Annotated in this window: 19 protein-coding genes; 17 read left to right on the top strand and 2 right to left on the bottom strand. The window is 34.4% G+C overall.

Features of this window, described 5'->3' with window-relative positions:
- The 15 genes from CLV73_RS06375 to CLV73_RS06305 all read left to right on the top strand — a co-directional run bounded on the left by CLV73_RS06375 (position 1) and on the right by CLV73_RS06305 (position 15,744).
- Entirely contained in the window at positions 1–5,916 is a 5,916-nt protein-coding gene (locus CLV73_RS06375) for an alpha-2-macroglobulin family protein (RefSeq protein ID WP_100376013.1), read from the top strand.
- A 203-nt stretch (positions 5,917–6,119) separates the two neighbouring features.
- The gene (locus tag CLV73_RS06370) at positions 6,120–6,605 is read left to right on the top strand and encodes an ecotin family protein (RefSeq protein WP_100376012.1); all 486 of its coding nucleotides are present in this window, start codon (positions 6,120–6,122) and stop codon (positions 6,603–6,605) included.
- A gap of 212 nt (positions 6,606–6,817) precedes the next feature.
- A complete protein-coding gene (locus CLV73_RS06365; protein WP_100376011.1) occupies positions 6,818–7,273 on the top strand; it encodes a DUF1569 domain-containing protein in 456 nt (151 codons plus the stop codon).
- Positions 7,274–7,331: 58 nt separating this feature from the next.
- Positions 7,332–7,802 (top strand): hypothetical protein, encoded by a 471-nt coding sequence (locus CLV73_RS06360; RefSeq protein ID WP_100376010.1) that lies wholly within the window; start codon positions 7,332–7,334, stop codon positions 7,800–7,802.
- A gap of 2 nt (positions 7,803–7,804) precedes the next feature.
- A complete protein-coding gene (locus CLV73_RS06355) occupies positions 7,805–8,209 on the top strand; it encodes a hypothetical protein (RefSeq protein ID WP_100376009.1) in 405 nt (134 codons plus the stop codon).
- Positions 8,206–8,577: a VOC family protein gene (locus CLV73_RS06350; protein WP_100376008.1), complete on the top strand. Its 372-nt coding sequence runs from the start codon at positions 8,206–8,208 to the stop codon at positions 8,575–8,577. The genes CLV73_RS06355 and CLV73_RS06350 overlap by 4 nt, the downstream gene beginning before the upstream one ends.
- Before the next feature lie 59 nt (positions 8,578–8,636).
- Positions 8,637–9,077 (top strand): VOC family protein, encoded by a 441-nt coding sequence (locus tag CLV73_RS06345; RefSeq protein ID WP_100376007.1) that lies wholly within the window; start codon positions 8,637–8,639, stop codon positions 9,075–9,077.
- A 229-nt stretch (positions 9,078–9,306) separates the two neighbouring features.
- On the top strand, positions 9,307–9,981 hold the full coding sequence (locus tag CLV73_RS06340) for a DUF2490 domain-containing protein (protein ID WP_100377005.1): 675 nt from the start codon (positions 9,307–9,309) through the stop codon (positions 9,979–9,981).
- A gap of 55 nt (positions 9,982–10,036) precedes the next feature.
- On the top strand, positions 10,037–11,650 hold the full coding sequence (locus tag CLV73_RS06335; RefSeq protein WP_100376006.1) for a Na+/H+ antiporter: 1,614 nt from the start codon (positions 10,037–10,039) through the stop codon (positions 11,648–11,650).
- A gap of 22 nt (positions 11,651–11,672) precedes the next feature.
- Positions 11,673–12,098, top strand: a complete 426-nt coding sequence (locus CLV73_RS06330) for an SRPBCC family protein (protein ID WP_100376005.1) — start codon at positions 11,673–11,675, stop codon at positions 12,096–12,098.
- A gap of 4 nt (positions 12,099–12,102) precedes the next feature.
- Positions 12,103–12,486 carry a VOC family protein gene (locus CLV73_RS06325; RefSeq protein ID WP_100376004.1) on the top strand — a complete coding sequence of 128 codons (384 nt, stop codon included), beginning with the start codon at positions 12,103–12,105 and terminating at the stop codon, positions 12,484–12,486.
- 35 nt (positions 12,487–12,521) lie between these two features.
- Positions 12,522–13,547, top strand: coding sequence for a glutaminyl-peptide cyclotransferase (locus CLV73_RS06320; RefSeq protein WP_100376003.1), 1,026 nt, complete (start codon positions 12,522–12,524; stop codon positions 13,545–13,547).
- 259 nt (positions 13,548–13,806) lie between these two features.
- Entirely contained in the window at positions 13,807–14,724 is a 918-nt protein-coding gene (locus tag CLV73_RS06315; protein ID WP_100376002.1) for a hypothetical protein, read from the top strand.
- A gap of 25 nt (positions 14,725–14,749) precedes the next feature.
- The gene (locus CLV73_RS06310) at positions 14,750–15,364 is read left to right on the top strand and encodes a deoxynucleoside kinase (protein WP_100376001.1); all 615 of its coding nucleotides are present in this window, start codon (positions 14,750–14,752) and stop codon (positions 15,362–15,364) included.
- A 29-nt stretch (positions 15,365–15,393) separates the two neighbouring features.
- Positions 15,394–15,744: an ArsC/Spx/MgsR family protein gene (locus tag CLV73_RS06305; protein WP_100376000.1), complete on the top strand. Its 351-nt coding sequence runs from the start codon at positions 15,394–15,396 to the stop codon at positions 15,742–15,744.
- Positions 15,745–15,795: 51 nt separating this feature from the next.
- Here the strand turns inward: CLV73_RS06305 and CLV73_RS06300 are convergent, their stop codons facing one another.
- Together CLV73_RS06300 and CLV73_RS06295 are read right to left on the bottom strand one after the other, a co-directional pair.
- A complete protein-coding gene (locus CLV73_RS06300; RefSeq protein WP_100375999.1) occupies positions 15,796–16,101 on the bottom strand; it encodes a DUF493 family protein in 306 nt (101 codons plus the stop codon).
- Positions 16,102–16,139: 38 nt separating this feature from the next.
- Positions 16,140–16,817 (bottom strand): DUF4197 family protein, encoded by a 678-nt coding sequence (locus CLV73_RS06295; RefSeq protein WP_100375998.1) that lies wholly within the window; start codon positions 16,815–16,817, stop codon positions 16,140–16,142.
- A 412-nt stretch (positions 16,818–17,229) separates the two neighbouring features.
- Here CLV73_RS06295 and CLV73_RS06290 point away from each other — a divergent pair, with 412 nt between their 5' ends.
- Positions 17,230–20,055: a SusC/RagA family TonB-linked outer membrane protein gene (locus tag CLV73_RS06290; RefSeq protein ID WP_100375997.1), complete on the top strand. Its 2,826-nt coding sequence runs from the start codon at positions 17,230–17,232 to the stop codon at positions 20,053–20,055.
- A 9-nt stretch (positions 20,056–20,064) separates the two neighbouring features.
- Positions 20,065–21,486, top strand: a complete 1,422-nt coding sequence (locus CLV73_RS06285) for a RagB/SusD family nutrient uptake outer membrane protein (protein ID WP_100375996.1) — start codon at positions 20,065–20,067, stop codon at positions 21,484–21,486.
- Positions 21,487–21,535: the final 49 nt, after the last annotated feature.

Here is a 21,535-nt window from a genome sequence, read left to right as displayed (position 1 = left end):
ATGAAAAAAAAATCCAAGATTTTTCTGCTTTTGCTGTTCCTATTGAATTTTTCTGCGGTTTTTGCCCAGAAATATTATGATGAACAGTGGAAAAAAGTATCCGCTAATTCCCAGAAGGGCATTTACAAATCCAGTCTACCCATCATTTTAGACATACAAAAACAGGCGATGAAAGAAAATAATATTGTACAGCTTATACAGTCTTTGAAAGCAGAATTCAACATTGTGAATCGGACACGAGATGATGAAAAAAACGATTCTGTAAGTCAGCTTTTTAAAAAACTGACAGAGGTTCAGAAACAGCTGAAAGGAGAAGATAAAACTGTATTTGAGATACTGTTGAACAGCTTTCTCATGGATTATTATAATGAACATTCCTGGGAGATTGAAAGCCGGACGAATATCAATTCTCAGAATACTTCAGAAATTGAAACCTGGAGTAAGCTTGATTTTAAAAACTATCTGAATAAAAATTATCAGGAGCTTGATCAGCAAAAAGCTGAAATGAAAAAAATAGCTCTTAAAAAATACGAGCAGGTTTTTTCATATAATGATTATATTTCCTATTTCCCAACCTTATGGGATTGGTATTCCGTTAAAAAAATAGATTTTCTTTCCAGTAGAGATCTTTTTACTAAAAATGAGCTGGAAGCAAACCATACCATTATTAATGGAATTTATGATGAGCTAATTGCTCAAAATACAGGAAATCCCAAATTGTATTTCATGCACAAAAAATTGCAGGATAATTGTGATTTTACTCGATGTAAGGATAAACTGGAGCAGCTTAAAACTCTTTTGAAATCTGACGTTAATGGTGATTACAAAGTTTTGATTATTGGTGATATTGTGGATGAACTGGTAGGTAAGAATAAAGAAAAGGAAGCGATTGAATTCATTAATCAGGCAAAGACTCAATATCCAAAATCTCCTTTTATTGATAATATTAAAAATAAGGAAAGCCAGATTCTGAATCCTTCTCTGAATATTAAATATGAAGCACAGACACAAAGTAATAAGCCGATTCACTTTGTAGCTGAATACAAGAATGTTTCTGCGTTTTCAATCAGTATTTATGAAGTGAAGGAGGATCTGACATCGTTTTTACAGTATGCAAAAAATTCTTATGGAAACCCATTGAATAAAATTAAAAAAAGTCTGGTTAGAAAAGAAGCATATCCATTAAACGATTCGAAAGATTTTCAAACCCATAAAACATCTTTGGAAATAAAGCCGCTTCCTTCCGGGATTTATGTCGCGGAATATTCTGTTTCCGGAATTGACAATAAGGACAGTGAAGATGAGAAAGATTTTTATTTCCTGGTTTCAGATAATAAAATTATTTATCAGAAAAAAACAAATAATAATCCGCTGTCTGATGAATTGAAATTGGTGAATAGTGAGAACGGAAAACCTGCTGTTAATGAAACTCTTACATTTTATGAATTTGTTGGAAATAAGACGTTCACTAAAGCCGAAGGAAAAACTGATGATAAAGGAGTTTTTAAATTTCCGGCAACGGCCAATAAAGAATATTACAGAACCTTGTTGATCAGACAGCCTAAAACAAATGGTTTCCAGATGATGGAGATCTATGGAAACAGACAAGTTAATTCAACCGATCAAAATAAAAACACTAAGGAGAGTAAAGCCCAGATTTTTACAGACCGAGCTATTTACAGACCGGGCCAAACGGTGTATTTTAAAGTGATCAATATTCAGCGTGATAAAGAGATTGAATCTGTCATAGCAGGCTTGCAGCAAAAAATTACACTTACAGACGCCAATGGACAGGAAGTTTCTTCTCAAACATTTACTACCAATGAGTTTGGTTCCTATCACGGAAGTTTTGTTCTTCCAAAAGGTAAACTGAACGGAACATTTTATTTGAGAACTTCAGAAAACAATGGTTATTTCAACTTCAGGGTTGAAGAATACAAAAGACCTAAGTTCGAAGTGACTTTTGATCCGGTAAAAGAGGAGTACAAATATGGGCAGACTATCGAGCTGAAAGGTAAAGCAATGATGTTTTCCGGAGTTGCTTTAAGTAATACAACAGTCAATTATGAAATTAGAAAACGAAACATTCGTTGGAAATATTTCAGTTGGTATCCGCAGGACAATGATAATGAAAATTCGATTTTAGGTGAGGCAAAAACTAATGAAAAAGGAGAATTTATCATCAAACTTGATCTTAAAAAAGATGAAAAACTGGATGGAATTCAAATTGATAATTATGAAATTAATGCTTCTGTAACGGATATTAATGGCGAAACACAAACTGCGGATACGCAGCTGAAAGTGTCTTCGGTTTCCCATTATATTCAGGCAGAAGGAATCAAAAATGTTTTCTCCGGTGAAAATGTAAAACTAAAGGTTGAAACCAAAAATTATAACGAGCAACTTCTTAAAAAATCTTACCAGGCAAAGCTTTCCAAGCTTCAGTCACCTGACAGGATTTTTAGGAATAACTTTATTTCCGAAGTTCAGGATTTTCCAAAATATTCAAAAGAAGAATTTATCAGTAAGTTCCCACATGATCTGTATGATAAAAATGATAAGGTGGAAAATTGGAAATCTCAAGTACTTTCCACTAAAACTGAGTCATCTGAAAATTTAGATCTTGGAAAATTAGAAGGAGGGGATTATCAGCTTGAATTATTCAATATTGAAGGTAAAGACACCATAAAAACCGTACAGAATTTCAGTGTCTGGAACAAAAATTCTTTACAGGCCAATCAGAAGACATTTCTTACTGTTGTAGAACCTACAAAAGAATTTGTAAGAGGAGAAAAAGCTCTTTTTTATGTGTATTCTTCGATTCCCGATGCTTTGGTAAATGTTTTTGTGCAGGATGGTTCAGGAAAAACGATTTCAGAGGTTCACCAGCTTAAAAACGGAATGCTGGAATATGGAGTAGAAATTCCAAAAGATAAAAATGTGCAGACATTAAATGCGCAGTTCCAGATTGTTGCGTTTAATGATATTCAGACACAATCTGTAAATCTTGAAATAAAAGATGCTAAAGAAAAAGAGCTAACAATAGAGACGGTCACTTTCAGAGATAAAATCCAGCCTAATTCCAAAGAAAAGTGGTCGGTAAAAGTGTTAGGAAATGGGAAGGAGAAGATCAGTGCAGAACTGTTAGCGAATATGTATGATATGTCGTTGGATAAATTTGCAGCGAATAGATTTAACTGGGATCATTTCTATACCCCGGCTTCTATTGTAACATCTTATGACATCAGACAGTACCTTCGTCAGAAGTATTATCAAAAGAGATTAGAATATTTTAATGGTGAACAGGTGGAAGTTCCTGCTTTTGATTGGTTTGATAGGGACGTATTATATTCTTTACAGGGTAGAGCAGCGGGTGTATCAATACAGAGCAATGCTGTTCCGGCTCCAATGAAAGCTGCAAAAACTTCTAACTCACCAAGAATGAGGTTGGAATCTGTAAGAATGGATGATGCGGCTATTGATATAGTTAATTCAGGCAGACAATTGACAGATAAAGAAAAAAAGGAATTCATGGATACTGTTTATGGAGACACAGATAGTGAATTATTAAATAAAGTTCCAGTTCGTCAGAATCTTAACGAAACAGCTTTCTTCTACCCGGATTTAAAAACAGATTCAGAAGGAAATGTAAGCTTTGAATTCACTTCTCCGGAAGCATTGACAAAATGGAAGCTGATGTTCCTGGCTCATACAAAAGATGCAAGAGCTGCAACATTGGAAAAAGAAGTGGTAACACAGAAAGAATTCTCAGTAACGCCAAACTATCCGAGATTTTTAAGAGAAGGCGATGAGCTTAATCTTCAGTCAAAACTTTCAAATTTAACCAACAAAAAACTGAATGGTTCTGCCCAATTGCAAATTCTTGATGCATTTACCAATGAGGATATTTCAGAGAAATTCGGACTAAGTACCTTGACAGCGGCTTCAGGATATAACAGAGAACAGGCTTTTTCGTTAGGCGAAAATGGAAATTCCGCTTTAACATGGAAAATAAAAGTTCCGAAAGACGTTTCTTCAATTATTCTGAAAGTGGTTGCAAAAGCCGGGCAATATTCAGACGGAGAGCAAAAGGCCATTGCGGTTTTACCGAACAGAATGCTGGTAACAGACGCGCTTCCTATTTTTGTGAAAGAAGGAGAAACAAAGACTTTCGAACTTGAAAACCTTAAGAATACGACTTCAACAACGATTTCCAATGTTTCCAATACACTGGAACTGACAACCAATCCGATTTGGGAAATTATGTTTGCGCTTCCAAGTCTTAAAAATGACCAGAATAATTCTGCTGATGTTATCTTTAATAAATGGTTTGCTGATGTTTTAGCTTCGGAAATTTTCAAAGCTAATCCGAAAATGAAAACCATCTTTGAAGAATATCAGAATAAAGGATTGTTAAATTCAAATCTTGAAAAAAATCAGGAACTAAAGCAGTTGCTACTGGAGGAAACACCTTGGGTATTGGAAAGTAAAAATGAAAATGAGCAGATGGCAAAACTTGCACTTTTATTTGATATCAATACGATGCGGAATACCATTCAGGGAGATTGGGATGATTTCAAAAAACTGCAGAACCCTGATGGAGGCTTCTCATGGTATCAGGGATATCCGAGCTCTTATTCAACATCGTTGTATATTTTGAAAAACTTAGGGAAAATAAATTCCTGGTTAAAAGATAATGTGAAGGACTATCAATCCTCAGAACAGAAAGAACTGGTTGAGAATCTGGTGAAATACTTAGATAACGAGATCGGCAAATATTGGGATGTAAAGAAAGGAAATGTTTGGAGCAATTGGGCACTAGATTATCTGGATACCAGAAATTACTGGGAAAAACAATATTCTTTAAAAGGTAAAGGTGCAACATTAAAATCATTAGTAAAACAGAAAGCCAAAACCGCAAAAATTACAGAATTTACATTCTTCGGTCTGCACAGAGCCGCTTTATTGATGAATAATTATGGTTTAAAAGATGTTTCTGATAAGCTCATGACTTATTTAAAAGAGACTTCAGTAGATTCAAAAACACAGGGAGCATACTGGAAACAGAACCTTGATGATTGGGGATGGTTCAGCTCAAAAGTGGTGAATCATGCAGGAGCTTTGGAAGCTTTCAATATCTTAAAACCAAACGATCAGAAATTTATTGAAGACATGAAAACCTGGCTGATTACCCAAAAAGAAGTGAATTCCTGGGGAAGTTCAAGAGGAACATCAGAAGTAATCTTTACCATTTTAAATTCAGGAAAATCCTGGACAAGCCCGGAAAGTGATAAGGCCACCGTTGTTTGGGGCGGAAAGGAACTGAAACCCGAAACTCAGGCGACTGGATATGTAAAATCTTCAGTGAAAACTGATGTTGTAGATAAAAACTTAGCGACTGTTACAGTAACAAAACCAGGTCCGGGAATTGTTCAGGGAGGATTGTTCTGGCAGTATTATGAAGATCTGGATAAAATAAAATCTTCTGAAAATTACATTTCGATCACCAAAGAACTGTACAAGAAGATCAAAACAGTGAATGGTGAGGAATTGCAAAAGATCTCATCGGAAACACCATTAAAAGTAGGAGATAAAGTGACGGTAAGAATGATTTTGAATACCGACCGTCCGATGGAATTTATTCATATCAAAGACATGAGAGCTGCCGGATTCGAGCCTGTAGACGTATTGTCCGGATACCAGTGGAAAAATAGTTTAGGCTATTACCAATCTACTAAAGATGCGTCCACCAATTTTTATATTCAATATATGCCAAAAGGTAAATATGTATTCGAATATGATTATGTAGCGAATGCTTCCGGAAGATTCTCCAACGGAATTACAACAATGCAGAATTATTATGCGCCGCAGATGAATAGTCACACGAAAGGAAACAATGTGATAATCTCGGAATAATTTCCTTTTAAATAAACAAAAAACTGTAGTAACCTTACTGCAGTTTTTTTTAGATCCAACCGGAGATTATCTTCATATTTCAACCTTTTTTGAGTGTTTTATTTTATAGGTTTCTTCATTGATATATTTAAAATTAAACAATTGTTTAATTTTTGGAACGGTTTTTGAATTTAAAGAATGTATAAAAAATAAATACAAAATTTATGAAATTTTCAAAAACAATTATTTTAGGATTAATGCTGGTTTTAGGAACGAATATTTTCGCTCAGAAGAAAGCTGAAAAGTTTGAGAAATTACAGATTGAAATGTTCACGAAAGCAAAAGAAGGATTTAAACAAGTTTATATTCAGCTTCCTGTTGCAAAAAATGAAGGTGATTTAAAAGTTGAGTTTTTTGTCGGGGCAGAAAAAATGTTAGACTGTAACAAGCATTTCCTTATCGGAAAAGTAAATAATCAGGATCTTCAAGGTTGGGGATATAACTATTACGAAGTAGAATCAAAAGGCGAAACGGGCGGAACACTGATGGCTTGTCCGGATCAGAAGCTGACCAAGCAGTTTGTTTATCTTCAACCGGAAACCGTAAGATATAACAGTAAATTGCCACTGGTTTTCTATATTCCGAAAGATATGGAAGTTCGTTACAGAGTTCTTAGACCTGATGTAATGAAGAAAGCAGTGCAGAGATAGATTACAATTTTATTTTATAAAAAAGTCCTCATAATTTTATGGGGACTTTTTATATGTGATGATTATCCGATTAATTCTATATAATTCATATTTTCAGTAATGCTAAAATGAGTGCCAAATATTGTTTTTCAATCGTTTGATGGTATTTCTAAAAATAATTAAAAAGCATGAAAAAAAACTGATATATTTGTTTTTCAACAATTATATGGACTATGGAAAACGTATTTGATATCAAAGATGCTCAGAATTATATTGATCGGATTAATAATCTTGTGGAAGACACTCATGGTCTTTGGGGAAGAATGACAGTTGATCAGATGTTGGCGCACTGTTGTGTATCTTATGAAATGGTTTATGAACCGGAAAAACATAAAAAACCGGGCGCTATTGCAAAATTTATTTTAAAAAGATTTGTAAAGCCTAAAGTGGTAGGTGAAAAAGCTTATCCCAGAGATTCTCCTACGGCTCCACAGTTTTTAATTAAAGGAAGAAAGAATTTTGAAGAAGAAAAGAAAAGGCTGATTGGTTTTATTCAGAAAACCCAACAACTTGGAGCATCTGCTTTTGACGGAAAAGAATCCCATTCTTTTGGTAAGCTGTCTTCTCAGGAATGGAACAATATGTTTGCAAAACACCTGAACCACCATTTGGCACAATTCGGTGTATAATGGTGCTGGAATTTTGAGGATGCATTTAAATTATATTTAATCTAATATTTAAAAACACATGAAAAAAGCTTTGTTATTCCTCATCCTTGTTTCCAACCTTTTCTTGGCTCAAATGCCGGATATTTCATCCGTTTGGTTGAATAACAGTAAACCTTATATTGGAACTATCGGAAAAGACAAAGAGGTTCTTAAACTGAAGATCAATATTTCTGAACAAAACAGGAAAAATGATCAGGAATATTTTGTTTCCGGGTATTCTCTGGTAGATAAATTATATGCCAAATTTGAAGGTAAATTCACCATTACCAAGTATAAAGACAATAAAAAAAGCGGAACGGTTTTCGGAACTTACGAACTGGCAGAAGAAAATAAAGGAAAGCATTCCGGACTTTTCACGGGTAAATTTGTTTATACCTTCAAATGGAATAAAACGACCGAAAAAATTGAAGGGCAATACATTGAATTGATTGGTGACTGGAAAAGTTACGACGGAAGTTTAGATTTTAAAACCCGATTAAAAAATCAATAATCATGTTAAAACAATTTTTAGCTGTAATAGCCGGAATTATAGTTGGTTCTATAGGTATTTGGCTAATGGAAAGACTGGGACATTCACTCTATCCTTTTCCTGCGGATTTGAAACCCGATGATATTGAAGGGTTCAAAGCCTATGTTGAAAACCTGCCTTTTATGGGCAAATTTATTGTCATTCTGGGGTATGCTTTAGGAGCCTTACTTTCAGGATTCGTTGCAACAAAAGTGGCTAACAATAACAAACCGGTAGCGGCTATCGTTTGTGGAGGTATCTTTCTCTTTTTTACCATTTACAATATGTTGGTTTTACCAACTCCGGTTTGGTTCTGGGTACTAGGAATCGTAGTTTGGAGCCTTGTTCTCGTAGGATATCAATTAGCTTTAAATAAAAATAAGGAATGAAATTAGGAGCATTTTCAGTAAGCTTAAGTGTAAAAGATCTGCAAAAATCAAAAGATTTTTATGAAAAATTAGGCTTCAGTTCTATGGGCGGAAGCATGGAACATAATTACCTGATCATGAAAAACGGAGATCATCTGATCGGTCTTTTTCAGGCAATGTTTGACGGCAATATGCTGACTTTTAACCCGGGGTGGGATCAGAATGCACAGAATCTGGAAGTATTTGATGATGTTCGTGATATTCAGAAGCATTTAAAAAGTCAGGGTGTTGAACTGAGCAAAGAAGCAGATGAAACCACGGAAGGTCCGGAGCATATTTTCCTTAAAGATCCCGATGGAAATATGATTTTAATTGATCAGCACAGATGAGTAAAAATTGAAAAACTTGATAATTAATTTAAATACAAATCTTAACTAACTTAAACACTATGGCATCAGTAAACGTTTATTTAACATTTAATGGAAACTGCAGGGAAGCATTCGATTTCTATAAATCTGTTTTCGGCGGGGAATATCCATATATAGGAACTTTCGGAGAAATGCCTTCAGAAGAAGGTAAGGAAATGCCTGAAGAGGAAAAAAATAAAATTATGCATGTTTCTCTTCCGATCTCTAAAGAAACCATTTTAATGGGAAGCGATACAGGCGGAGAATGGGCTTCTCACTATAAAGCGGGAAACAACTTCTCGATTTCCATCAACGCAGAATCTAAAGAAGAAGCAGATAAATTATTTGCTGGATTATCAGCAGGAGGAACAGTAACCATGCCAATGGCAGATACATTTTGGGGAGCATATTTCGGAATGTTTACAGATAAATTCGGAATCAACTGGATGGTAAACTACGACGATCCTGCGAAAATGCAGTAATACCCATAATATAGCTTTACAAATTAGAATATTAACCGACGGTAATTGTTACTGTCGGTTTTCTTTTATATTAGATTGCATTTCAAAAATCTCTAAATTTGAGTGTAAAGTTTCTGACTGATTTTAAACAGATAAGAAAATTTTCATAAAAAATATATTTTTCTTATTATTGATAATTAATATTGAATTTTGTTAGTTTGATAGATTTTAATAATTGAAAAATAAAGGAATGAAGATTTTAAAAATACTGACGGTAGGTATTGGCTTATTAGGAACAACATTTTCATATGCCCAGAAAAATGATTTAGGAGCATGGTATATGTATTTTGGAAATAACAAAATAAGTAAAAAGCTGAACTGGCATAATGAAATTCAATACAGAAATTTTGATGCCGTTGGAGATCTGGAGCAGCTTTTAATCCGTACAGGAATTGGATATGATTTAACGGAAAATAATAACAATATTTTATTAGGATATGGTTTTATACTAAGCCAGCCTTATGTAAACGGAGACAAAACTGAAAATGTAGAACACCGTATTTTCCAGCAGTATATTACGAAGCAGAAGTTCGGCCGTTTTAATATTCAGCACCGTTACCGATTAGAAGAGCGTTTTTTGCAGGATGATTTCAGGATGAGGTTTCGATATCTGTTAGGATTGAATATTCCGATCAATAATAAAGAAATGCTGCCAAAAACCTTTTACGGATCTGTGTATAATGAGATTTTCCTGCATTTTAACAGTCCTACTTTTGACAGAAACCGTGTGTATGGTGCTTTAGGATATGTTATCAATAAAAATATGAGAATAGAAGCGGGATATATGAATCAGATTCAGGAAACCCGAAACAGAGGACAGATTCAGATTGGTTTTTATAACAATATTCCTTTTGCGAAAGATTAAAGATTTTCCTTAGAAAAGGAATTAGATAAACATTAATTTCATAAAATATAAATAAATGATTCACAATTATGTCATAATATCAATCACGGTATTGTTGTCTGTGATGATATTGGTAATGATAGGGCAGAAGCTGAAAGTAGCCTATCCCATATTTCTGGTTATTGCAGGGCTTTTAATAAGCCTTATCCCGGGAATGCCACATATTGAAATAGAACCCGATTTGGTTTTCCTGATTTTTCTTCCGCCAATCTTGTTTGAAGCTGCCTGGTTTACTTCATGGCAGGATTTTCATAAATGGAGAAAGCAGATATTTTCTATGGCTTTCGGATTGGTATTTCTCACTTCGATTGTAGTGGCTTATCTGTCATCATCAATTATTCCGGGACTTACCGTAGCAATGGGCTTTTTGTTGGGAGGAGTGAATTCTCCGCCGGATGCTGTTGCCGCAACTTCAGTTTTGAAGCACATGAAAATCCCTAAAAAAATCACCAGTATTCTGGAAGGAGAAAGCTTGATTAATGATGCATCCAGCTTAATTGTATTCAAATTTGCTTTAGCGGCGGTTATTTCAGGGCAGTTTATTTTTGGAGAGGCAGTAAAAGATTTTTTCACAATGGCGATTGGAGGTATTGCTGTTGGTGTGGGATCAGGGTTGCTTTTTGGAGCTTTACTGAGAATTATTCCCTCAAATTCAAATATTGATACTATAATCACCTTAATTGTTCCTTACATCATGTATGTGGGAGCGGAACATTTCCACTTTTCCGGAGTATTATCTGTAGTTGCAGGAGGGTTGCTGATGTCTTACAATTCTCATTGTTATTTGAGTCATACTTCCAGAATTCAGTCAGGAAACGTTTGGAGTGTACTCATCTTCTTAATGAATACCATTATTTTTATCCTCATCGGATTGGAATTGCCGGTTGTAGTTGCCGGAATGAAAGATTACACCATTTCTGAAGGAATTTTCTACAGTATTGTAATTGGAGGTGCCATCATCTTTACCAGAATTTTGTACAGTTATGCGCTGATGTATTTTCCGAGACTTTGCTCAAAAGAAGTAAGACTGAAAGCTCCGAAACCGGACTGGAGAGAGCCGTTTATTATCAGTTTTGCAGCAATGAGAGGTGTAGTTTCCTTGGCGGCAGCATTGTCAATCCCGGCATTTTTACCCAATGGAGAAGCTTTTCCGCACCGGAATATTATTCTGTTTGTCACTTTTGTGATTATCTTAATTACTTTGGTAGGACAGGGGCTTTTGCTTAGTCCGATTTTGAAATTTTTGAAAATAAGCGATGCAGGAAGCGAATTGCCGGAAGAAAAGCAGGAAGTGATTTTAATGAGAAAATTAAAAGAAACGGCTTTACATAAACTTGATAATGACTTTTTAGAGTTGGCTGAAAAAAACAGTTTGGTGCAACATCAGAAACATAAACTGGAAAATGAAATGATGATGATGGCAGATAAAGTACAATGTATGGCTACAACGGGTGATTACGTAAATGCAATGAACGAAAATAAAGATGTGATGAGGCAGATTATTCAGGCGCAGAGAAATGAACTTCACCGATTAAAACGCGAAAAAATATTTGATGATCATGTCATGAGAACCATTGAAATGCAGCTTGACTTTGATGAGGCAAAAATTACAGGCTTTTCTCATGGATAATTAATAGTAAACTAAGAATACAATGAGTATCCCGATTATAGTTCAGTACAAAGTGAAAGCTCCGGCTGAAAAAGTATGGAAGGCTTTGACCGACAAAGATGAAATGAAATCCTGGTATTTTGATATCCCCGATTTTGAATTGGAAATAGGTAAGATCTTTAATTTCTATGAACCAGGAGAAGAAAGGAAGTTTCACCATCAAGGCAAAATATTGGAAATCATTCCCCATAAAAAATTGAAGCACAGCTGGTCTTATCCTGACTTATCAGACGGAATTACCACAGTAACCTGGGAACTCAGACAGCAGGGTGAGGAAACAAATGTCACGCTTATTCATAATGATATTGATCAGTTGAAAGAATTAGGAGCTAATTTTTCCAGAGAAGCTTTTGCAGACGGCTGGAACGGAATTTTAAAACAAAGTTTAAAACCTTATCTGGAAAACTAAAAATATGTCAAAATATAAATCACTTCGTCCGATATTATGGACAGAAAATCTTGATGATACCATTGGATTTTATATTCATATCCTGGGATTTACGTTACAGGAAAGAAATGATGATTGGCAATGGGCTTCGCTGGAGAAAGATGGAGTGGAGATTATGCTTACAAAGCCGAATCAGCATGAAAATTTTAAAGGGATTGGTTTTACAGGCTCATTTTATTTTACTGTAGATCATGTAGATGAACTTTGGGAGGATTTGAAAACAAAAGCAAAAGTCTGTTACGAAATTGAAACTTTTGATTGGAGAATGAGAGAATTTGCAGTATATGACAATAACGGGTATATATTACAATTTGGTCAACATATTGATGAAATTAGCAAAGAGGAATAAATTTTGCTATTTTTGGGGAAATATTTAGAAATTCAATGAAAAAGAATATCATAGCAGGTTTTGCTGCAATTTTGTTATTGGCTTCATGTAATAAAGACGAAAAAATCTTAAGCACTTTAAGTGACTATAACAATTCTATGGAAGCAAAAGGATATCATTTTGGTGATAAACTGAACCTTCCAAAAGAAGTGACGGATAATGCAGAAAGTATTACCGTTAGTTTCGGAGATAAAGAAACTACAGATTTAACAGTAGATCCCAAATTTTTTACATTGGGCGATAATGCGGTTACTTTTAATATAAAAACAAAAGGAGGAGAAACCCTTAATCAGGATGCTACCATTAACGTCTTTGCAAAAAGTCCTGAAAAAAATATTGCTTATCAAATTGTAGCGGAATATCCTCATGATCCCAAAAACTTTGTACAGGGTTTCCAGATTGAAGGAAATACAATCTATGAAAGTGACGGGCAGAACGGTTCTTCACAGATTCTGAAGTACACTTTGGGAACAACAACACCTCTTGCCTCGACAAAACAGGCACAGGAAGATTTTTCTGAGGGAAGCACCATTGTAGGAGATAAAGTATATCAGCTGACCTGGCAAAGCAAAAAAGGATATATTTATGATAAAAGTTCTTTAAAATTATTAAAAGAATTTGCCTATCCGAATGTATTGGGAGAAGGTTGGGGATTAACCTATGACGGCAAAAATCTGATCGCTTCAGATGGAAGTAAGCTATTGTATTTCTTAAATCCGAACGATCCGTCCAAATTGATAAAATATATTGCTGTTGCAGGAAGTTCTCAGGCTTACGATCAGTTGAACGAGCTGGAATATCACAATGGATTTATTTACGCAAATGTTTGGCAAAAGCCGATCATCCTGAAGATCAACCCGGAAAACGGGGAGGTTGTAGGGAAATTTGATTTTACCGAAATTGCTAAGCAAAACACAAAAGGAAGTGATGATGTACTGAACGGTATTACTTTCAAAGGAGACAATATGCTGGTAACCGGCAAAAACTGGTCAAAAATTTATGAGGTAGCCATTAACGAATAAGCAGTGATCTTCTCTACATAAAAATATAGCGTTCCTCTGGAGCGCTTTTTTATATCAGAAAAATACTATTTTTGAAAAAAGATTAAAAATTCAATGAGCAGGATCTATTGATTTATTCCGTAATCTATGAAGTACCGTCAAAAACTGTAAATAAAATGATTCTATTGAATATAGTGAATCTTATAAATGATTCCAGTACCTTTGACCAATCTTTTAAAATTAGTTTTTTAAGTATATTGACCGTTTTTAAAAAAGCTGGGTGAGGTTTTTATATATCATATTATTTTTCTTTTTCTGTTCATTGTCTGCACAGAAGGTTCTTCCTTTGGATAGTTTAAAGCTCAAGGAGGCAGGAGATATGTTGGCGGATGATTACGGCAACCTGTATATTTATAAAAACAAAGATTTCAGTTTTACAAAATACGATTCTACCGGGAAGCAGATCGGGAAAATGATGCTTACTGTGCCTTTTAAGCCTCAAAATGTTCAGAACCCGTTAAGTGTGGCTCTCTTTTCTGAAAATGCTCAGGAACTGAAATTTGTAGATCAGAATTTAAACGAAATACAGCGGGTAGATTTTAAGCAGAAATTCAGCTTTATAAAATATGCGTACGCTGAAGACTTACAGCAGATCTGGCTGATGGATGAAAGTATGAAGCGCCTTATTCAGTATAACTTCAGAAACGAAACCACCATCAATTCTTATCCTTTTGATGCTAATTTTGATGACCTTATCGATCTTTTGGTATATGATAATAAGGTTTATGTTTTAACCAAAAAGCAATTCAGGGTCTTTACTCTGAAATTTGAAAAGCTCTTTGAAGCTGAGGTGGAAAACGGGAAACGTTTCAGGAGAGAAAATGATATGATCTTAATAATCACTAAAAATACAATTTTAAGATATATTCCGGATAAAGAATTAGTTAAGATTTTTGATGATCCTGATGCACAAATTGTGGATAAAAACACGCTTGCTTATTTTGAAATCAAAGCCAACAAACTCTATCTTTACACCCTTGAAAATAACAAGGAAACCAAACCTCCGGCAGAACCGGTAGCTACTCCAAAGGACAATAAAGATCCGAAGGAATATGAAGAGAAAAAAGAGCAGCCGGATTTAATAAAGCTTATGGAAGAGGTTTCGGAAGTTCAGTCATTGGGGATAGATAATTTATAATCATCAGTTAAAATACTATACAAGGATGCATATTGCAGTTACAGGAAATATTGGAGCGGGAAAAACGACTTTAACTACAATGTTGTCTAAACATTACGGTTGGGATGCTCAGTTTGAGGATGTGGATCATAACCCTTATTTGGAAGATTTTTATGCCGATATGAGCAAATGGAGTTTTGCTTTGCAGATTTATTTTCTGGGAAGCAGATTTCGCCAGGTAAAAGAAATCAGAGAAAGCGGTAAAAATATTATTCAGGATCGTACGATCTATGAGGATGCTCATATTTTTGCGGAAAACCTGAATGATATGAACCTTCTTTCAGACAGGGATTTCAATAACTATGCTTCTGTATTCAATCTGATGAAATCTTTTGTTTCTGCTCCGGATTTGTTGATTTATCTGAAATCTGATGTTCCGAATCTGGTAAAAAAGATCTATAAAAGAGGAAGAGAATATGAAGCGTCTATCAGTATAGAATATTTATCCAAACTAAATCAGAAATATGAAAAATGGATCTCCAATTATACAGAAGGAAAGCTTCTTATCATAGAAGTTGATGATTTGGATTTTGTTGAAAAACCTGAGGATTTTGGCTTTATTTTGGAAAAAATAGAGGCTGAACTGAATGGCTTATTCTAAAACAACAATATCATAATAAAACCAGAAAGATGATTAAGATTCTATATAACGGAAATTGTTCAAAATCAAATGCAGCGTTGGAGTATTTGGCGCAGAATAATATACCGTTTGAAATCATTGATATTATCAAGGATCCGTTAAGCGTTTTGGAAATAAAAACAGTTTTGAAGAAATTAGGTAAAGATGTTTCTTATATTATACGGGCAACAGATAAATTGTATACGGATAATTTTGTGGGTAAACACTTGTCAGATGAGGCCTGGATTGAAGTTTTATCAAAAAATCCGTCTCTGATTCAGCGTCCTATTTTAATAAAAGGTTCTGAAGCGATATTGGGAAGACCTTTAGAGAATGTAAAAAGTTTTGTAGAGAATAAATAATCTGCTTATCATATTAAAAAAACAAAGTCAGCGTTATGCTGACTTTCTATTTTACAATAAAATTACTCCTTCTATTCTTGCGACTTCTTTATAGATAGAAACTACCTGTTCTGCGTCTAGCACAAATGCATTGATGTTGCAGGCCGTGTATTTTCCATTTTTGCTTTCACGGTTTCCTAATGTAAATTTGATACCGTCAAAAACCCTGTATATTTCCGTAAGTTTCGCCTGATCTGTAGGAATGATAAATTTGAATAAATAATCTTCCGGAAAATCGTGATGATCTTCCAGTTTAGCCTTTAAAGAATTATAAAAATCTTCCGGGCTTGCATGTTGATTTCCTTGTAATATATCCATCTGCAATGATAAAGTTATATAAATATAGCAATTTTTTTCTATTTGCCAAGTGGTCCTAAAAGCGACTTAGAGTTTTGGATTTCATAATCTTCGATAATGTTGAAGAGTCCGTTTACCAGTTGCTCTGAAGCCAATGTACTCAGTCCGCCGGCATTTACATTGGATTGATTTCCACCTAACAGGCTTCCCAGAAGATTGCTTCCGGATAAAGCTGTATTAATGGTTTTTACAATTCCGTATTTGTTAAGTTCTTCTTCTACTTTAGGGGAAATAGCTGCAATAAGCTGTTGAGAGGTTTTTTCCTTTAAAATAAGAGTTGCCGTACCTTTCTCGCCCTGAATGATTCTTGTAACATCCTGAGCATTTAAGCTGTGAACTGCATTTTGAAGAATGGGTTTTGATATGTTTACAGTATATACGGCAGCATCGGCAATATATTCCCTTTCTTTTTTTACCAGAGAAGGCGCTATCTTCTCCAGTGTTGAATTGATATCTCTCAATTCTTTAGGTAAAGCTTTGTCTACAAAGTTGTTTTGAAGAAAGGCATCTCTGTTTCCGTAGACCAACGCTCCTTTATCAATACCTTTTAACAAAATATTTTTGATAATTGATAATCCTATATCGCTCGTTGCCAAAGAAGTACAGGAATGAGTGACCGATGATATGATCGCTCCCGTCCCTATTATTAAACTTGCGGCAATAATGTACTTTTTCATGAATCTTAATAATTATTCTTAATGGTTTCAAATACTGCACCAAAGGTAAAGATTTAACGAAAAATAACAGTATTTATTCCCTTTCTAGCACAAAAAAATCCTTAAAGCTTTAAAACGAAGCATTGATAGCTGTTTTTAGGTGTTTTTTATAATTTTATAAGATTTTTAACGATATGAATAATTTAATTATATTTATTTTTTTTAATTATTTTTTCAATAATTTAATATTTTTTTAATTTTTTATTCAACTAATGTGATTTAATATTATTTTTTAAGTAACTTTAACATTGTTTAAGATATTTTTTTATTTTTGATTAATGTCTTTTTTTGAGAATAAAGAATTTCAGATAAAAGACTATAAAAACTGAAAAGTTTTTATCCTGACTTGATTGTACGAATAAAATTAAACTATATGAAACAACGTGATTTAAAGTATTCATGTCTCATTGCCGTTCTATACTTTGGTATGAATGTCAATGCGCAGGTTACTCCTAAAAAAGATTCTGTAACTAAGGAACAGAAAATTGAGGAAGTGGTACTCATTGGTTATGGATCTCAGAAAAAAGAAAATGTTACCGGAAGTATCGGTGTGGTTTCAGCAAAAGATCTTGCCGATAAACCGAATTCAAACCCGATGAGCTCCGTTCAAGGTAAAGTTGCCGGAGTCAACATTGTAAATGCGGGTTCTCCAGGAACGTCTCCCAGAGTTGATATTAGAGGGGTAGGATCTTTAACTGGTAATACTGTTTTTATCGTTGACGGAACAATTACTAATGATATTTCCTTTCTGAATCCACAGGATATTGAATCGATGAGTATCTTGAAAGATCCTTCAAGTTTAGCAATTTTCGGAGCTCAGGCAGCGAATGGTGCAGTTATTATTAAAACTAAAACAGGAAGAGGAAAGCCTGTTTATAATTTTAATTCTTATTTAGGCTTCAAGAAACTTACTAATGTTCCGAGAATGGCAAACACCAAACAGTATATCGAGCTTTATAACGAGAAGCTGATGAACGACAACGGAAATAGTAACGGTTCATTATCTCCTAATCAGTTTTCTGCTGATACAAACTGGTTTGATGAAGTTTTTAGAAAATCAAGTATAATTAATGCTAATGACTTTTCTGCTTCAGGAAGTTTGGGGAAATTAAATTACTATGGTAGTATTGGTTACTTGCAGGATGAGGGTATTTTTGATGCCGGGCACAATATAAACTCTGGAAATGGGTTTAATAGATTAAATACAAAGCTAAATCTTAGTTATAAGATTACGGATAATTTAACTATTGGAGATAATTTTACATTCTCAAAAATGCGGACCGATGCAGTGAATAGTCCTCTGCTTAATGCTTACAATTCGCCGCCAATTTTTGACCCTATGAACTCTGCTACCGGAAATTATCAGTTTTTTAACGGATATTCTATTGCTAACCCTAGAGCGGTACTTGATTTATTTAGAAGTCAAACGAGACAGGAAAGACTTCTTAACAATGTTTGGGCAGAGTATAAGTTTTTAAAAGATTTTACTTTTAAGGTAAGCTATACTACAGATAATTATAATACAAGCAAATACGAATATACTCCTGTTTTAACGTATGTTCCTGTAGGAGATCAAAAACCGACTAAGCTCATCACAAGAGATAGTAGAGATCGTAATTATATTTGGGATAATACTTTAACTTGGAAGAAATCATTTGGTAATCATAACTTGGAAATTTTAGGTGGTTTTTCAAGAGTTAGAAATTCTTATCAGCCAACTTATTCAGAAGCTTTAAATGTTTTCTATAACGGAACAAATGAGTCATTGAGTATTAGCAATGGTACGGACATTTTGGTAATTGATAATAGGGTAGTTGATAAATACAATAACGTTCCTAACCAGGATAGAACAGAATCTTTATTTGCAAGAATTAATTATGATTATAAAGGCAAATATCTTATCAATGGATCAGTTCGTAGAGACGGTACATCCAAATATTCTAAAGATGACCGATTCAGAACTTTCCCGGCAGTAAGTGCAGGTTGGGTTATATCGAAAGAAGATTTCATGAGTTCTCAAAATGTTTTCAATCTTTTAAAGTTGAGAGCAAGTTATGGTAAGCTGGGAAATCCAAATGTTAATAGATCTTACGATGCATTAGTAAATGTGATTACCTCAGGGGCGTATTATGGAAGTACAGGATATCCGGCATCAACCATTACGGAATTTATTGATCCTAGTATTGGTTGGGAAACTACGACAGGTAGAGACGTAGGGTTAGAAATGGGCTTGCTAAATAATAAGTTAAAAATTGAAGCGACTTATTTTGATAAAGATACTAAAGATGTGGTTTATGGAGTAGTACAAGGAACCGTTTCTGGAGCTTCAAACTGGAATAATTATGTTACAAATGCCTATTCTTTTAAAAATAAAGGTTTTGAGGTAATGGCTAATTACGATGCGAAACTTTCTGAAAATGTTAGACTGGGGGTTTATGGTAACTTAACAACTCTTGATAATAAAATCACTTCGGTTTATGGGGGATCATATTTGGAAACTGGAGCTAGTTTATTTGGTAATTCAATAGTAAGATTACAGGAAGGGCAATCTGTTGGGGCTTATTATGGTTATCAGGTTGCTGGTGTTTTCCAAACAGATGCTGAAGCAGCTGCATCAGGACAATCTGGAGCGAAAGCAGGTTGGTTTAAATTTGCAGATCAGGATGGTAATGGTGTTATTGATTCACGAGATAAAACTTTCTTAGGAAGTCCGATTCCTAAAGGAACTTACGGTTTTGGAGTTAATATGAATGTATACAGCTTTGATATATCAGTAGATTTCCAAGGGGTATTTGGTAATAAAATTTACAATTACAATCGTGAGCAGAGATTTGGAAATGAAAACTGGGATCTAGATTTTTATAACAATAGATGGACTGGTCCAGGATCTTCTAATAGTTACTCAATGACTACCAATAATCAGTCGATTATTCTACCAAGTAGTTTCTATGTAGAAAATGGTAGTTATATTAGACTACGAAACGTTACTATTGGTTATACTTTGCCAAAAGATTTAGCTAAATCTATGTTACTTACAAAACTAAGATTGTATGTTAGTGCACAAAACCCTTGGACAAGTTTTAAATATAATGGATTCTCTCCAGAAATATTAAATACGGATAGAGTACAAATGGGGATTGATAACAATATCGCGCCAATTTCTGCGATCTATACCTTCGGTATGAATTTAACATTTTAATTAAAGAACATGAAAAAAATATTTTTGTCAATTGCAATTTTTTCAGCTTTAGCAAGTTGCAATGATTATTTAGATATAAAAGTAGAAGGTGCGACAGAAGCTTCCAATTTTTTCAAAACAGAAAATGATGCAATGGTAGCTACAAATGCTATCTATAGCTTTCTGAGAAGCTGGGAAAATTCAGGCTTTCCTGCACAATACGTATTTGGTGTGACAGGAGATGATGTAGAAAAAGGATCCAACCCAGGAGATGCTTCATTTATTAATGCTTATGATAATTTTACATTTACAGTAAGTGATGACGGAGTAAGAGGGTATTGGATTGGGCAGTGGCAGGCTGTAAATAGAGCAAATCAGGTGATTACAAATGTTCCAAATATAGAAATGGATTCTACACTTAAAAATAGATTAATTGCTGAAGCTAAAATGTTGAGAGCCTATTTCTATTTTAACTTAGTAAGAATTTACGGGGGAGTTCCTATTTTTGATGGTCTTCCTGCTGATGGAATTTATACTAAGCCGCGAAATTCTGCTGCAGAAGTCTATGCTTTTATAGTTAAAGATTTAACAGAAGCTGCGGCTGTTTTACCTCAAGCTTATGCGGCTGCAGACCGTGGAAGAGTTACGAAAGGTGGTGCTTTAGGTTTACTTTCTAAGGTATATTTATATATGAAAGATTATCAAAAAGCATATGATACATCAAACCAGGTAATTTCTTTGGGGTATTCTTTAGATCCTGATTTCAATCATTTGTTCAGACCGGCTGGAGAATTTGGTACAGAGTCTGTATTTGAAGTGAATTGTGATTGTTCTGCACAATTCGGAGGTAGTCAGTATGCTGAAGTACAAGGAGTAAGAAATCAGTTTGGATGGGGGTTCTTTACTCCTACAACAGAGCTGGAAAATGCATTTGAGCCAGGAGATATAAGAAAAGAATTGACCATTCTGAGAGAAGGAGAAACAACTTTGGAAGGAGATTTAATTCATAAAGGAGATCCACAAGCTGGAAATATGTGGAATCAAAAAGTATATGTTCCTAAAGCTCTTAATAATAATGCTTGTGGCTACGGTTCTATTCAAAATATCAGAATTTTAAGGTTTGCAGATATTCTTTTAATCAATGCAGAAGCAGCCAATGAATTAGGAAATACAGCAGTTGCTATTACAAATATTAATAAAGTGAGAACTAGAGCTCAGTTACCAAATACTACAGCTTCAACTCAAGGTGCCTTAAGAACTGCAATCTGGCAAGAAAGAAGGGTCGAGTTAGCAATGGAAATGGATAGATTTCCAGATTTGGTAAGAACAGGACAAGCTGCTACTTATTTAGGGCCTAAAGGGTTTAAGACAGGAAAAAATGAACTTTTCCCAATTCCTTTGGATGCTATGAATCAAAGTAATGGACTTTTTGTTCAAAACCCTGGTTACTAATAATTATTGATAAACTTTAGAGGAGAATGAAAGTTCTCCTCTTCTTTTA

Source organism: Chryseobacterium geocarposphaerae (assembly GCF_002797535.1).
GTDB lineage: Bacteria > Bacteroidota > Bacteroidia > Flavobacteriales > Weeksellaceae > Chryseobacterium > Chryseobacterium geocarposphaerae.
Note: the sequence above shows the minus strand (reverse complement) of the source record. Positions and strands in the feature narration are given on the sequence as shown.